General features: G+C 61.8%; 14 protein-coding genes. 5 read left to right on the top strand and 9 right to left on the bottom strand.

The window, feature by feature from the left end; all coding sequences use genetic code 11:
* Positions 1-72 precede the first annotated feature (72 nt).
* Positions 73-708 carry an HAD family phosphatase gene (locus ACIPO9_RS12635; RefSeq protein WP_400781230.1) on the bottom strand — a complete coding sequence of 212 codons (636 nt, stop codon included), beginning with the start codon at positions 706-708 and terminating at the stop codon, positions 73-75.
* 205 nt (positions 709-913) lie between these two features.
* Between ACIPO9_RS12635 and ACIPO9_RS12630 the strand changes: the two genes are divergently transcribed.
* Positions 914-1,615 (top strand): VacJ family lipoprotein, encoded by a 702-nt coding sequence (locus ACIPO9_RS12630; RefSeq protein ID WP_400609400.1) that lies wholly within the window; start codon positions 914-916, stop codon positions 1,613-1,615.
* Positions 1,616-1,715: 100 nt separating this feature from the next.
* Here the strand turns inward: ACIPO9_RS12630 and ACIPO9_RS12625 are convergent, their stop codons facing one another.
* On the bottom strand, positions 1,716-2,015 hold the full coding sequence (locus ACIPO9_RS12625; RefSeq protein WP_400781229.1) for a PilZ domain-containing protein: 300 nt from the start codon (positions 2,013-2,015) through the stop codon (positions 1,716-1,718).
* A 266-nt stretch (positions 2,016-2,281) separates the two neighbouring features.
* On the opposite strand from ACIPO9_RS12625, the gene rssB reads away from it, so the two are divergent.
* Both rssB and rssC read left to right on the top strand, forming a co-directional pair.
* Positions 2,282-3,463 (top strand): two-component system response regulator RssB, encoded by a 1,182-nt coding sequence (rssB, locus tag ACIPO9_RS12620; protein WP_274133686.1) that lies wholly within the window; start codon positions 2,282-2,284, stop codon positions 3,461-3,463.
* Positions 3,463-3,945: an anti-sigma factor antagonist RssC gene (gene rssC / locus ACIPO9_RS12615; protein ID WP_081569474.1), complete on the top strand. Its 483-nt coding sequence runs from the start codon at positions 3,463-3,465 to the stop codon at positions 3,943-3,945. Before rssB ends, rssC begins: the two co-directional genes overlap by 1 nt.
* A 237-nt stretch (positions 3,946-4,182) precedes the next feature.
* Here the strand turns inward: rssC and tal are convergent, their stop codons facing one another.
* A complete protein-coding gene (tal, locus tag ACIPO9_RS12610; protein ID WP_400781227.1) occupies positions 4,183-5,109 on the bottom strand; it encodes a transaldolase in 927 nt (308 codons plus the stop codon).
* A 551-nt stretch (positions 5,110-5,660) separates the two neighbouring features.
* On the opposite strand from tal, the gene dusA reads away from it, so the two are divergent.
* Positions 5,661-6,671, top strand: coding sequence for a tRNA dihydrouridine(20/20a) synthase DusA (dusA, locus tag ACIPO9_RS12605; RefSeq protein WP_400781224.1), 1,011 nt, complete (start codon positions 5,661-5,663; stop codon positions 6,669-6,671).
* 106 nt (positions 6,672-6,777) lie between these two features.
* Here dusA and ACIPO9_RS12600 read toward each other — a convergent pair whose 3' ends face one another.
* The 6 genes from ACIPO9_RS12600 to xylA form a co-directional block, all read right to left on the bottom strand.
* Positions 6,778-7,008, bottom strand: a complete 231-nt coding sequence (locus tag ACIPO9_RS12600; RefSeq protein ID WP_400781222.1) for a CopG family ribbon-helix-helix protein — start codon at positions 7,006-7,008, stop codon at positions 6,778-6,780.
* A 108-nt stretch (positions 7,009-7,116) separates the two neighbouring features.
* The gene (locus ACIPO9_RS12595) at positions 7,117-7,707 is read right to left on the bottom strand and encodes a DUF4157 domain-containing protein (RefSeq protein WP_400781219.1); all 591 of its coding nucleotides are present in this window, start codon (positions 7,705-7,707) and stop codon (positions 7,117-7,119) included.
* A 187-nt stretch (positions 7,708-7,894) separates the two neighbouring features.
* Positions 7,895-9,031 (bottom strand): sugar ABC transporter permease, encoded by a 1,137-nt coding sequence (locus ACIPO9_RS12590; RefSeq protein ID WP_400781217.1) that lies wholly within the window; start codon positions 9,029-9,031, stop codon positions 7,895-7,897.
* Positions 9,032-10,600, bottom strand: coding sequence for a D-xylose ABC transporter ATP-binding protein (gene xylG, locus ACIPO9_RS12585; RefSeq protein ID WP_400781215.1), 1,569 nt, complete (start codon positions 10,598-10,600; stop codon positions 9,032-9,034). It lies immediately after the preceding gene.
* Positions 10,601-10,737: 137 nt separating this feature from the next.
* Positions 10,738-11,739, bottom strand: a complete 1,002-nt coding sequence (gene xylF, locus ACIPO9_RS12580; RefSeq protein WP_274133694.1) for a D-xylose ABC transporter substrate-binding protein — start codon at positions 11,737-11,739, stop codon at positions 10,738-10,740.
* Between the two features lie 235 nt (positions 11,740-11,974).
* Entirely contained in the window at positions 11,975-13,294 is a 1,320-nt protein-coding gene (gene xylA, locus ACIPO9_RS12575; RefSeq protein WP_400781212.1) for a xylose isomerase, read from the bottom strand.
* 171 nt (positions 13,295-13,465) lie between these two features.
* On the opposite strand from xylA, the gene ACIPO9_RS12570 reads away from it, so the two are divergent.
* Complete coding sequence (locus ACIPO9_RS12570) at positions 13,466-14,653, top strand: XylR family transcriptional regulator (protein WP_274133696.1); 1,188 nt, start codon at positions 13,466-13,468, stop codon at positions 14,651-14,653.
* Positions 14,654-14,699: the final 46 nt, after the last annotated feature.

The following is a 14,699-nucleotide window of genomic DNA, read 5'->3' as shown; positions in this document are numbered from 1 at the left end:
TTGGCAAAGGTCCTTGACGTCTTAAGACTAATCCAGTCGGCGCCACCTTGCATGGTGGCAGTCGCACGCGACTCAGGGCTTTTCCGACTTCTGCCGGCGCAGCGTGATGTCGGCCAGGCACGAATCCAGCTCGCCCAGATGATCGATCACCGAATGCGCGCCGGCGGCATACAACTCCAGCGTTGCCCGGCCGCGCAGGCGCTCGCGTTCCAGATCGCTCAACGCCTCCCATTGCGCCGGTGACAGTCCGCACAACGGGCCGGTGGAGGCGATGCCCACTGTCCACAACCCTGCGTTGAGCCCGGACATGACCAGACGCGGATCGCCGCTGACCATCACGCAGCCGTCGATCTGCGCCACGTTGAGGCTCATCAGCGCCTGCCAGCAGGCGTCCGGCGCTGGCCAGTGATTGTTCGGTCCTGGAGTCGGCTGGATCAGATCCTTGAGGGGCGCGGCCAGTTGTTCGGCGATGCTGGCGGGGTATTCTTCGATCCAGGCGCAGGGCACGCCTTGCAGCTTGAGGTTCTTCAGGGCACTGAGGGCCCCCGGTGTCGGCGCGGCAAAAGCCTTGGCGTCGTGGGAGAGCAGGGTGATGCCGTCCTGGTCGCGCAATGTCCGCGCCTGTGCGCCGAAATCGACGAGGCAACCACTCAGGCCGAACAGCACGGCGGTGAACGATGGGGCGGGCGCGGCGACCGGGGCGAGCATGGAATTCCCTCTCAAATGGCAATGACGCTAAGGGATTTGCATGACAGAGAGATGACGGGATCGTGACTTTGTCAGCGGATGTTTTGACGCCTGTGCAAATGTGTCGGTTTTCAGCGACGTAAAACGTTACAGAAGGCTTTATACTCTCGCCTTTGGTTCGGGGGCGTAGCGCCCGCTTCATCACTTTTGACTGGGAGTCTCAGCTATGCCCGTGACCGGTGCAGGCTTTATCAATCGTCTGGCGTTAACCTGTTTGTGGACCGGCCTGGCCGTGGTGCCGATGGCCGCTCAGGCAGCCGACGAAGATCCATGGGAAAGCGTCAACCGCCCGATCTTCCGCTTCAACGACACCGTCGATACCTACGCGCTCAAGCCGATCGCCCAGGGTTACCAGTTCATCACCCCGCAGTTTCTGCAGGACGGCATCCACAACATGTTCCGCAACGTCGGCGAGGTGACCAACTTCGCCAACGACGTGCTGCAGGCCAAGCCTGAGGCGGCCGGCGTCGATACCGCGCGCCTGATCCTCAACACCACCTTCGGCCTGCTGGGCTTCTTCGACGTGGGCACCAAGATGGGCCTGCAACGCAACGACGAAGACTTCGGCCAGACCCTGGGCAAGTGGGGCGTGCCGAGCGGCCCGTTCGTGATGCTGCCGCTGCTGGGCCCAAGCACCGTGCGTGACGGGCTCGCCAAGTACCCGGACACCTACACCCAGCCGTACCGCTACATCGATCACGTGCCGACCCGTAACACTGCATTTGGCGTGAGTGTGGTCGATACCCGTGCAAGCCTGTTGTCGGCCGAGAAGCTGATCAACGGCGACAAGTACATCTTCATCCGTAATGCCTATCTGCAGAACCGCGAATTCAAGGTCAAGGACGGCCACGTCGTCGACGACTTCTGATTGGTCCACGCATCATTGCGATACAAAAAAAGGCGACCTTCGGGCCGCCTTTTTTTCTTCTGGGAATTTGCTGAAACTGTGATCTGGTTCCGATGTGCCATCACTTCATGGTGAGGATGGTCAGCCCCAGTTTCTGTTCGTCACCTTCGACATCGGCCACCCACACCACCTCGGTATCGGCTTGCAGGCCCTTGAGCGCAGCGTGGTCGGATTCGATTCGCACGCTGATCCTGTCACCCACCCGAAACGAGCGCGGCGCCTGTATCTGCATGCCAGTGCTGGATAAATCCACGCAAACGGCGGGGATGATCTGGCCGGCGTAGATCAGGCTGATGTCCGCGTCGACGCGCATGCGGATGTAGTCTCGTTTCTCGGCATAGTCACGATCAATCTGGCCCATGGGCTCATCCTTCGTTTTTGTTGCTGATTTAGCGGTTCTTATAACTCCGGGCGATTTGCGATGTAAAGACGCCCACCGACCACTGGAGCACGCTTGAAACGCCCGGCGGATGGGAGTACCGTCTGCGCCTTGAAGGGCACCTCTGACAAGTGAAGCGTTTGACCAAAAGTCCGCTACCGTTTCCAGAGAGGCTAGAAGCGAATCCAGTACACGGCCTGACAACCTCCGACCGCGTACGCCAACCTGATCTGGCGCCGTTTGCCCACATGCAAAAAACCAGTGCCACGCTGCTGATTATCGATGACGACGAAGTAGTGCGCGCGAGTCTCGCGGCCTATTTGGAAGACAGTGGGTTCAGCGTCCTGCAAGCCAGCAATGCGCTGCAGGGTCTACAGACCTTCGAGCAAAAAAAGCCTGATCTGCTGATCTGCGACCTGCGCATGCCTCAGGTGGGCGGTCTGGAGCTGATACGTCAGGTGACCAGCCTTGCCCCGGAAACCCCGGTAATCGTGGTGTCCGGTGCAGGCGTCATGAGCGATGCCGTCGAGGCGTTGCGCCTGGGTGCGGCCGACTACCTGATCAAGCCCCTCGAAGACCTGGCAGTGCTCGAGCACTCGGTTCGCCGTGCGCTGGACCGTGCGCGGCTGCTGCAGGAAAACAAGCTGTACCGGCAGAAACTCGAGACCGCCAACCGCGAACTGGAAGCCAGCCTGCATCTTCTTCAGGAAGACCAGGACGCCGGTCGTCAGGTGCAGATGAACATGCTGCCGACCAGCCCCTGGGCCATCGACTCGTTCGAGTTCGAACACGAGATCATCCCCTCGCTTTACCTGTCGGGGGATTTCGTCGACTACTTCCGCGTCGACGAGCGCCGCGTGGCGTTCTATCTGGCGGATGTGTCGGGTCATGGTGCGTCGTCGGCGTTCATCACCGTGCTGCTCAAGTTCATGACCACGCGGCTGCTGTTCGAGTCCAAGCGTGGCGGCATGTTGCCCGAATTCAAGCCTTCGGACGTGCTGGGCCACATCAACCGTGGCCTCATCAGCTGCAAGCTGGGCAAGCACGTGACGATGGTCGGCGGCGTGATCGACGAACAATCCGGCAAGCTGACCTACAGCGTGGGCGGGCACCTGCCGTTGCCGGTGCTGTACACCCCGGCCGAAACCCGCTATCTGGAAGGCCGCGGCCTGCCGGTCGGGCTGTTCAACGAGGCAACGTACACGGACCACGTGCTGGACCTGCCTGAGTCCTTTAGTCTGACGTTATTGTCTGATGGCATTCTGGACCTGTTGCCAGGTGATACACTCAAAGAGAAAGAAGCCAACTTGCCCGAACTGGTCAAGTCGGCGGGCGGCAGCCTGGATGGCCTGCGTGATAAGTTTGGATTGGCCACACTCGGGGAGATGCCGGATGATATCGCCTTGTTGGTGTTGAGCAGGAACCTTTGATGAGTACCGGTAGAATCCAGTTTGCCGAGCAAGATGGCACCTTTGTCCTGAAATTCGTGGGTGAAGTGCGCCTGACGCTATGCTCGGCGTTGGATGCGACGATTGAGCGGATCTTCACCTCGATGAATTTTTCGACCGTGGTGATCGATCTGACCGAGACCCGCAGCATTGACAGCACAACCCTTGGCCTGCTGGCCAAGCTTTCCATTCTGTCCCGTCAGAAAGCGGGGCTGTTGCCGACTGTCGTGACCACCCACGAAGACATCACGCGCCTGTTGCAGTCGATGGGCTTCGATCAGGTGTTCAACATCGTTGGCCGACCGATTCCCCGTCCCGAGTCGCTGTGTGACCTGCCATCGCAGGACCAGTGCGAGGACGTGGTCAAGGCCAAGGTGCTGGAAGCCCACAAGATCCTGATGGGGCTCAACGATTCCAATCGCGAGGCATTCCGCGATCTGGTCAATGCGTTGGAACACCAGTAAGCCCGAAGCCTGAACCGAATCCGGCAGTAACGACGATCCCGGCCACAAAGTTATTCCTGTGGGAGCGGGCTCGCCCGCGAATGCGTCCTGTCTGACGCATCGGAGTTTCCTGACCCACCGCCTTCGCGGGCAAGCCCGCTCCCACAGGGACGTAGCAAGCCCTCAGACAGACCAGCAAGCCATAAAAAAGGGCAGCCCCCGAAGGAGCTGCCCTCTTTGTGCTTCAGGGCCTGCAGGTCACGCCTTGGCGCGCAGCAATGCCTCAAGCTTCTCCTGGTCGCGCGCGAACTGGCGGATACCTTCGGCCAGTTTCTCGGTCGCCATCGCGTCCTCGTTCGAAGCCCAGCGGAACTGGGTTTCGTTCAGGGTCTGACGTGGCTCGCCCGGGTTGCCTGGCTTGAGCTTCTGCACCAGCGTGCCGGTGTCTTCCGACAGCTTCTGCAGCAGGTCAGGGCTGATGGTCAGGCGGTCGCACCCGGCCAGTTCTTCGATCTGGCCCAGGTTACGGAAGCTGGCACCCATGACCACGGTCTTGTAGTCATTGGCCTTGTAGTAGTTGTAGATGCGGGTCACGGACTTCACGCCCGGGTCTTCGGCGCCGACGTAATCCTTGCCTTCGGCCTTCTTGTACCAGTCATAGATCCGGCCCACGAACGGCGAGATCAGGAATACGCCCGCGTCGGCACAAGCCTGCGCCTGGGCGAAGGAGAACAGCAGGGTCAGGTTGCACTGAATGCCTTTCTTTTCCAGCTGCTCGGCGGCACGAATGCCTTCCCAGGTAGAGGCCAGCTTGATCAGGATACGGTCGCGGCCGATGCCGGCCTTGTCGTACAGGTCAACCAGGCGCTCGGCGCGTTCGATGCAGGCGTTGGTGTCGAAGGAGATGCGCGCGTCCACTTCGGTGGAAACACGGCCCGGCACCACCTTGAGGATTTCCTGGCCGATGGCCACGGCGAAACGGTCGCTGGCAAGGCCGATGTCGCCCTTGGCGCCGCTGAAGGCTTCCTTCAGGCGCTCGGCATTGCTGTCGCTGGACGCAGCCTTGAGCAGCAGGGAAGGGTTGGTGGTGGCATCGACCGGCTTGAGCTTTTCGATGGCAGCGAAATCGCCGGTATCGGCAACCACGGTGGTGATCTTTTTGAGTTGTTCCAGCTTGGAAGTCATGAGCGTGCTCTGTCCTGTGGGTCTGATGACATTACCCGAGCACCGCCAGTCACTCAAGGGTATAAACCGCATCAAGGAGGCTGATTCAGAGGCCTGCGTTTGCGCAAACAGCAGACTTGCCCGTTCAGCCACGCGCCCTGCGAAACACGATCGTGAACGGATCAGCCAGGGTTGATGAGTTTTGATTGCCGAGGAGGGCGGATACTCGATCCAGACAGGTTGGAGCCTGTATCCGGCCAGTGGTTCCCGGCGGCTGGAACCGGACTCTCGCGTCACTGGTGTACCAACGCCGTAGTCAATGGCTTACACGCGCTGACGCGAACTCGCTCTATGAACTGTAACAATGGAGCGGTACATTGGATCCATCAACTGAAGCCAAGGATGCGCTTCGAAGATCAGGACGATCAGCCATGGCGCGGAGCGCTGCCGACAGGATGTTGGAATGGTGTTGAACTGAAAAACGACCCGCTTCGGCGGGTTTTTTTATGCCCGCCCGCCAGGCCCTGCGAACTGGTAAACTGTGCGGCCATTACGCTTGTCCGATCGCCCCCATGTTGCCGACCACCGCCCCTGTTGCTGCAATCCAGACCTTTGAGCCTTCCCGGCGTTTTTCCGTTGCCCCGATGATGGACTGGACTGACCGCCATTGCCGGTTCTTCCTGCGGCTGCTGTCGAAAAATGCCTTGCTGTACACAGAAATGGTCACCACCGGCGCCTTGCTGCACGGCGACAGCGAGCGGTTCCTGCGCCATGACCAGAGCGAACATCCGCTGGCGCTGCAACTGGGCGGCAGCAACCCGGCGGACCTGGCCGCCAGCGCGCGGCTGGCAGAGGCGGCGGGGTATGACGAGGTCAACCTCAACGTCGGCTGCCCAAGCGACCGGGTGCAGAACAACATGATCGGCGCGGTATTGATGGGCCATCCGCAACTGGTGGCCGACTGCGTCAAGGCCATGCGCGACGCCGTGTCGATCCCGGTCACGGTCAAGCACCGCATCGGCATCAATGGCCGTGACAGCTACGAACAGCTCTGCGAATTCGTCGGCACCGTACGCGAAGCCGGTTGCACCAGCTTCACCGTGCATGCGCGGATTGCCATCCTCGAAGGCCTGTCGCCGAAGGAAAACCGCGAGATCCCGCCGCTGCGCTACGACGTCGCCGCACGCCTGAAACAGGATTTCCCCGATCTGGAATTCATCCTCAACGGCGGCATCAAGACCCTTGAACAATGCCGTGAGCACTTGCAAACCTTCGACGGCGTGATGCTCGGCCGCGAGGCGTACCACAACCCCTACGTGCTGGCCGAAGTCGACCGCGAACTGTTCGGCAGCACCTCCCCCCAGATCACCCGCGCCCAGGCCTTGGCGCAGCTACGCCCCTACGTCGAAGCCCACCTGCGCGACGGCGGCGCCATGCACCACATCACCCGCCACGTCCTGGGCCTGGGCACCGGCTTCCCCGGCGCCCGCAAATTCCGCCAGTTGCTCTCGGTGGACATCCACAAGACCGACGATCCGCTGGGTTTGCTGGACAAGGCAGGGGAGCTGCTGGAGGGGCGGTGAGGGCGGAAGGAGCCGACGGTCAGTTCTGACGGTCGGTCCGATCCATCATTGGGCAGACACATGTGAGGGGGGCGAGCGACCCTTGATCGTTCCCAGCAGCTTTCCGTCAGTTCCTGCGTCGTGCGCGGACAGCGGCTACCTGTTCATAGGTGGCGGACTTTCCGTCATCGGCCTCTTTAACTGCCAGTTCGATCTGACTGGCCAGCGTCGTTTCGTACTCGATGTATTCGCGCAGGATATCCAGGGCGAGGTAGCTCGCACTCTGTCCGTGGTTCTTGGCCAATGCGGTGAGGGAGTCAGACAGATCTTCCGGCAGGTTCAAGGATATTTCGGTCATGGGCGCCTCGGTTGGTGGGGCTGGGACGGCACCTATCTTACACCCACATATACTCAGTACAGCGGGCAGGTTGTCGCGTCGTATGTCGAGAGCAGCGCTTGACAGCAATCAAGGATCAAGCCCCCGCATCACCCGCCCCACCTTGGTCTGTATCTCATACGCCGGTGCTTCGACCTCGTTGAAGTCCTGGGTATAGCGCTGGGCGAAGCCGTTGACGCCCCATTCCTGGTATTGCTGCACGTGCTTGAGTTCGTGGGCCCAGAGGGAGACGTTGTTTTCGGCATCCTGGGCGGTGCGGAAGACGATGATGTCGATCAGGGTGACGGCGCCGATGTCGGGGTTTTGCAGCATGGTGCGAGCGGCGCTGAGTTCGCCGTCGTTGCCGACCTTGTAGAGCGCGGCGTCGAGTACGCTGGGCGGGTACCAGCGCAGCAGTTTTTCGCGAATGCCTTCGGGGATCGGCTGGGTCAGGCCGTTGGCGGCTTCGGCGCGGGACTGGGTCAGCCACAGGGCAAGGGCCGGGCCGGCGATCTGGGTGACGTCGGTGGGCATGCCGCTGCCCAGCACCTGGCCGATGTCGGGCAGGCAGAAGCAGCCGTTGAGGCAGATGAGTTTTTCGCCGGAGGGGCAGGAGGTCGGGTCGGCGTGGGCGCTCGCGGTGAGGCAGGTCAGGAGCAGGGCGAGCAGGTGGCGGCGCATGGATGATTCCGGCGGGGGATTGCTGCATAGCCTAGCTGGTTGCACGCGATTTCCGTAGCAGCACGGCTTGCCGGCGGGAGCGGTGGATCAGTCAGCGATGTGTTGCCTGACACTACGCCCCCGCCGGCAAGCCGTGCTGCTACGAGGGCGTGGTGTGCAGGCAAGCAGGGTTGGTGGGGGCGGGCTCTTACCGGCGTCCGGTGCGCGTACTCACATCGACCCACACCGCCAGCACCAGGATGCTGCCCTTGACGATCATCTGCCAGTAGCTGTCGACGTCGAGCATCGACATGCCGTTGTCCAGGCTGGTGATGACCAGCGCGCCGAGCAGTGCGCCGTAGACGGTGCCCGAGCCGCCGCGCATGGAGGTGCCGCCGATGAAGCAGGCGGCGATGGCGTCGAGTTCGCCCATGTTGCCCGCCGACGGCGAGCCGGCGGCCAGGCGGGCAGTGTTGACCAGCCCGGCCAGGGCGCACATCACGCCCATGATGCCGAAGATCCACAGTTTCACCGCCTGCACGTTGATCCCGGACAGCCGCGTGGCTTCCATGTTGCTGCCCACCGAATAGATGCGGCGGCCAAACACGGTCTGGCTGGTGATGTAGCTGAAAACGCCCAGCAGCACCAGCAGCAACAGCACCGGCACCGGAATGCCATCGTAGCTGTTGAGGGTGTAGACGAAACCGGCCAGCACCGCGCCAATGGCGATGACCCGTAGAACATCGCGCACCAGAGAATGTGCCGCCAGGCCGTGCAGCGCCCGGTTGCGGCGCTGGCGCCAGGTAAGGAACAGCGTCAGGGCGAACAGCAGAACACCCAGGGACACGCCCACCAGCGGCGGCAGGTAGCCCTGGCCGATGTACACCAGTTGCGGCGAAACCGGCGCAATGGTGGTGCCGCCGGTGATGCCCAGCAGGATCCCGCGAAACGCCAGCATGCCGCCCAGGCCGACGATGAAGGAGGGGATGCGCAGGTAGGCGGTCATGCTGCCGTTGGCCAGGCCGATCAGCAGCCCGCACAGCGCCACGATGGCCAGGTTCAGGGGCAGTGACAGGTGATAGACCACGTCGAGAATCGCCGCCAGTCCACCCAGCAACCCGAGCAGTGAACCCACCGACAGATCGATCTCGCCACTGATGATGACCAGCACCATGCCGCAGGCCAGAATCCCGGTGATGGACATCTGCCGCAGCAGGTTGGACAGGTTGCGCGGGGTGAGGAAGCCGCCTTCGGTCTGCCAGCTGAAGAACAGCCAGATCAGGGCGATGGCGATGACCAGCGCGAGCATCTTGTAGCGGGTGAACAATTGTTTGACCTGATTCATTTACAGCGTTCTCTCGGCAGTTGGCCGTTCGTTATTGTTATGGCCGGCAGGAGCGGTGAGCGCGGCGGCGAGGATCTGCTCCTGGGTCAGGTCCTTGTTGATGAAGTCGCCACGCAACTGGCCTTCGCCGATCACCAGCACCCGGTCGGAGACACCCAGCACTTCGGCCAGCTCCGAGGACACCATGATGATCGACACGCCGTTGGCGGCCAGCGCGCCCATCAGTTTGTAGATCTCGTACTTGGCCCCCACGTCCACGCCGCGGGTGGGCTCGTCGAGGATCAGTACCCGGGGTTTGGTCAGGAGCATTTTCGCCAGCACCGCTTTTTGCTGGTTGCCCCCCGAAAGGCTGGTAATCGGCAGGAAGGGGCTCGCGGTTTTCAGGTGCATGCGGGCGATTTCCTTGTCGATGCTGCCGAGCTCGGCTTCGGCGTCGATGCGAGTCATGTGCGAGAAACTGTCGAGCACCGCAAGGGTGATGTTCTGGCCCACGCCCAGATCCGGAATGATCCCCTGGCGCTTGCGATCCTCGGGGACCATGCACAGCCCGGCACGAATGGATTTGAGCGGCGTGCGGCTGTCGATGCGCTTGCCCTCCAGCAGCACTTCGGCCTGGTAGCGGCCCGGATAGGAGCCGAACAGTGCCGACACCAGCTCCGTGCGCCCGGCGCCGACCAGCCCGGCGATGCCGAGGATTTCCCCGCGCTTGAGCGAGAACGAGATGTCGTCCACGCGCTTGCGGGTCGGGTTGTCGACGTCGTAGCAGGTGACGTTGCGCGCCTCGAACATCACCTCGCCCACGGCATGGGGCTCGGTGGGGTAGAGGTTGCTCATCTCGCGGCCAACCATCTGGGTGATGATTTTCGGGATGTCCATGTCGGCCATGGCCGTGGTCGCGATGTGCTTGCCGTCGCGGATCACTGAAATGGTGTCGCAGACCGCCGCCACTTCATCGAGTTTGTGCGAGATGTAGACGCAGGCCACGCCCTTGGCCTTGAGGCCTTTGATGATGTCCAGCAGCACCTCGATTTCCGAGCGGGTCAGGGCCGAAGAGGGCTCGTCGAGGATCAACAAACGGGCCTGTTTGTTCAGCGCCTTGGCGATTTCCACCAGTTGCTGATAACCGCCACCGTATTGCGAGACCGGCAGCGAGACGTTCATGTCCGGCACCTTGAGCTCGCGCATCAGGGCTTCGGCGCGGTGGATCATCGCCGGGTAGTTCATGCGCCCGCCGGGCAGGGTCAGCTCGTGGCCCATGAAGATGTTTTCAGCCACCGACAGGTCAGGCACCAGGGTCAGTTCCTGGTGAATGATGACGATGCCGGCCGCTTCGGTTTCGCTGATGGACTGGGCCTTGAGCGGCTGGCCGTCCCAGAGGATTTCGCCTTCCCAGGTGCCGTGGGGGTAGACCGCTGACAACACTTTCATCAGCGTCGATTTGCCCGCACCGTTCTCGCCGCACAGGCCGACGCATTCACCGGGGCGGACCTTGATGTCGATGCCGTTCAGGGCTTTGACACCGCCAAAGGTTTTGACGATGCCATTCATTTGCAGCAGGTAGTCGGACATGGCGCAGGTTCCAGAGTACGCAGGTGCGTAGCAGCACGGCTTGCCGGCGGGCGCGGTGGATCAATGGACTTTTACGTCACTGACACACCGCTCCCGCCGGCAAGCCGTGTTGCTACGGGACGTGATTGAGCCTGTGACTATTGCCCGGCCAGTTGCGCCTTGGTGTAGAACCCGTCCTTCTCCAGCAGATCGATATTGTCCTTGGTCAACGGCGTTGGGGTCAGGAGGATGGTGTCGACCTTTTTCGTGCCGTTGTCGTACTGCGAGCTGAATGCCGGTTTTTCGTTGCGAGCCAGTTGCACCGACAGCTTGGCGGCTTCGGAGGCGATGAGTTTCAGCGGTTTGTAGACGGTCATGGTTTGAGTGCCGTCGAGCACGCGCTTGACCGCGGCAAGGTCGGCGTCCTGGCCCGAGATCGGCACCTTGCCAGCGAGCTTCTGCGCAGCCAGGGCCTGGATCGCGCCACCGGCGGTTGCGTCGTTGGAGGCAACGATGCCGTCGATCTTGTTGTTGTTCTTGGTCAGGGCGTTCTCGACGATGCTCAGCGCCTCGGTCGGGTTCCATTCCTTGACCCACTGCTGGCCGACGATCTTCACGTCACCCTTGTCGATGGCCGGCTGCAGCACTTTCATCTGCCCCTCGCGCAGCACCTTGGCGTTGTTGTCGGTCGGCGCGCCACCGAGCAGGAAAAAGTTGCCTTTTGGCTGAGCCTTCAACACGCCAGCGGCCTGCATTTCGCCGACCTTCTCGTTATCGAAGGAGATGTAAGCGTCGATGTCGGCGTTGAGAATCAGCCGGTCATAGGACACCACCTTGATCCCGGCCTTCTTGGCCTCGGCCACGGCGTTGGTCAGCACGGTGGCGTTGAACGGCACGATGACTATCACGTCCACGCCACGGGAAATGAGGTTTTCGATCTGGGAAATCTGCTTCTGCTCGTTGGCGTCGGCCGACTGCACGAAGACCTTGGCGTCCATCTTTTCAGCGGCGGCGACGAAATAATCGCGGTCGCGTGACCAGCGTTCAAGGCGCAGGTCATCGATGGAGAAGCCGATTTTCGGATGGGCCGAATCGGCCATGACCGGCAGGCTGAGAAGCGCCAGAGCACTGGCCAGGAGGGTGAGTTTCAGGTTTTTCATTGTGGTGCGTCCTTTTATTTTTGTTTAGAGGCACTTCCTGAGCGTGAAACGTATTGCCGGTAAAACTGTAGAGAGTTCGCTGGCGATGCGGTGCAGAGAATTGTCGCGAGATTGTCACCGTCCCCTCGCTGCACATGCTGTAGGAGCGCGCTTGCCCGCGACAGCGTGGTGTCGGCCACCCTGAATGTCACAGGCAGATCGCATTCGCGGGCAAGCGCGCTCCTACGGGACTCGTTTATCGAGGGAAAATAAACCGGTTCACCACCCCCTCCAGCATCTCCTGCCGCCCACTGACCGCCTGCGGGTCGAGGTCATGGGCCAGCGCGTGCTGGGCCAGGGATTCGAGGCTGTAATCACCGGACAACACAGCCTGGCCGAAGGGCTTGTCCCACCCGGCATAGCGTTGGGTCTTGAACTGTTGCAGCACGTCGTTCTCGATCATCGCGGCGGCGCGTTCCAGGGCCAGCGCGAGCACATCCATGGCAGCCACGTGGCCGTAGAACAGGTCGATTTCGTCCAGGCTCTGGCGACGTACCTTGGAGTCGAAGTTGAAGCCGCCGCTCTTGAAGCCGCCTGCCTTGAGGATTTCATAGGTGGCCAGGGTCAGCTCTTCGACGCTGTTGGGGAACTGGTCGGTGTCCCAGCCGTTCTGCGGATCGCCGCGGTTGGCGTCGATGCTGCCGAAGATGCCCAGCGACGCCGCCGTGGCGATTTCGTGATGGAAACTGTGGCCTGCGAGGGTCGCGTGGTTGGCCTCGATATTGACCTTGATCTCCTTCTCCAGCCCGTACTGATGCAGGAAGCCAAACACCGTGGCGCTGTCGTAATCGTACTGGTGCTTGGTGGGCTCCTGCGGCTTGGGTTCGATCAGCAGGTCTCCCTTGAAGCCGATCTTGTGCTTGTGCTCGACCACCATGCGCATGAAGCGCCCCAGTTGTTCGCGCTCGCGCTTGAGGTCGGTGTTGAGCAAGGTTTCATAGCCTTCGCGGCCGCCCCACAGCACGTAGTTCGCGCCTTTGAGCCGTTGCGTGGCGTTCATCGCGCTGAACACCTGGGTGGCGGCGCAGGCGAAGATTTCCGGATCGGGGTTGCTCGCCGCACCTGCCGCGAAACGCGGATTGCTGAAGCAGTTGGCGGTGCCCCACAACAGGCGGATGCCGCTCTGTTCCTGATGCCGCTCAAGCTCATCAACCATCTGCGCGAAGTTGCGGCTGTACTCTTTCAGGCTTGCGCCTTCGGGGGCGACGTCGGTGTCGTGGAAGCTGTAATAGTCGATGCCCAGCTTGGAGAAGAACTCGAATGCGGCCTCTGCCTTGAACCGCGCCAGCTCCATCGCATCACCGGGTTTGCTCCAGGGCCGCTTGAAGGTGCCGACGCCGAACATGTCGGCACCCGGCCAGACGAAGGTGTGCCAGTAGCAGGCGGCCATGCGCAGGTGCTCGCGCATCGGTTTGCCAAGCACTTTTCTGTCGGCGTCGTAGTGGCGGAAGGCGAGGGGCGATTCGCTGTCCGGGCCTTCGTAGCGAATGCGGTCAATCTGGGGGAAGCAGGGCATCATCAGGTTCCTTGTTGTTCTGGTTCGAGCTGCGATTGACCCGATACTAGCAACGGCCCCAGGCCTTCCGATTACGAAAATCACCAACCCGGTGTTCGATTTTGAGTATTGAGATTCCGCCTGCGCAGGCCTAGTCTGTGCCATCTGTTCGAGACAGGCCCGGGGAAAACAATGAAAACCGTCCCGCCCGTTCACCGCATCGCCTTGTTGTTCAATGGCGGCAAAATCTACGACCGCGGCATCATCACCGGCATCGGCAATTACCTGAGCAGCACCCGCGCGTCCTGGGACCTGTTCCTGGAGGAGGACTTTCTCTGCCGCCTCAAGGGCATCGAGCGCTGGCAGGGCGACGGCATCATTGCCGACTTCGACGACCCGCTGATCGGTGAAGCGCTGGCTGCGAGCAAACTGCCGGTGGTGGCGGTGGGCGGCTCTTATGAAGACCCGGACGCCTACCCGAAGAACATTCCCTACGTGGCGACGGACAACTTCGCCCTGATCAAGCTGGCGTACGAGCATCTGATCGAAGCCGGTTTGACCCGTTTCGCCTGTTTCAGCCTGCCCGAATCCCACAGCAACCGCTGGGCCCAGGAGCGCGAGCGGGCCTTTCGCCGCCTGCTCAAGCGCGACGGTTTGCACGGTGAAATCTATCGCGGCCTGGGCACCAGCGCGCCGCTCTGGGACAGCGCCGTGGAGCAGCAGATCGCCTGGCTGCGCAGCCTGCCCAAGCCGATCGGCATCATCGCGGTCAGCGACGCCCGCGCCCGACAGTTGTTGCAGGCTTGCCTGACCGCCGGGATCGCGGTGCCCGAGCAAGTGGCGCTGATCGGTATCGACAACGATCCCTTGACCCGCACCCTGACCCGCGTGCCTCTCAGCTCGGTGATCCAGGGCACCCAGAGCATGGGCCGCACCGCCGCGCGGTTGCTGCATCAGATGCTGCACGGCGTGCCCTCGACCACCAGCCAGATCCTGGTGCCGCCCGAGGCGATCAACGTGCAGGCGTCCAGTCTGCACCAACCGCTGGGCAACCCTTACGTGATGCAGGCGCTGCACTTCATTCGCCAGTACGCGTGCCAGGGCATCAAGACCGCGCAGGTGGCGGGGTACGTCGGCATTTCACGGTCATCGCTGGAGTCGCACTTTCGCAAGGCGCGCGGTTGCAGCGTGCACGATGAAATCCTGCGCTTCAAACTGGCGGCAGCGGCGGCCCGGCTTGAGAAAACCGACTCGGCCATCGCCGACATCGCGCAGCACTGCGGCTTCAAGTCCGCGCAATACCTGCACACGGTTTTTCGCCGGGAGTTCGGCTGCACGCCACGGGAATACCAGCAGGACGTCACGGCGCCAGTTCACTGATTCGCTTAGAAGCGGGTTCTGTACAAAACAACGACAACATCACAGG

This window comes from Pseudomonas sp. NPDC090203 (assembly GCF_044746765.1).
Taxonomy (GTDB): domain Bacteria; phylum Pseudomonadota; class Gammaproteobacteria; order Pseudomonadales; family Pseudomonadaceae; genus Aquipseudomonas; species Aquipseudomonas putida_AD.
Note: the sequence above shows the minus strand (reverse complement) of the source record. Positions and strands in the feature narration are given on the sequence as shown.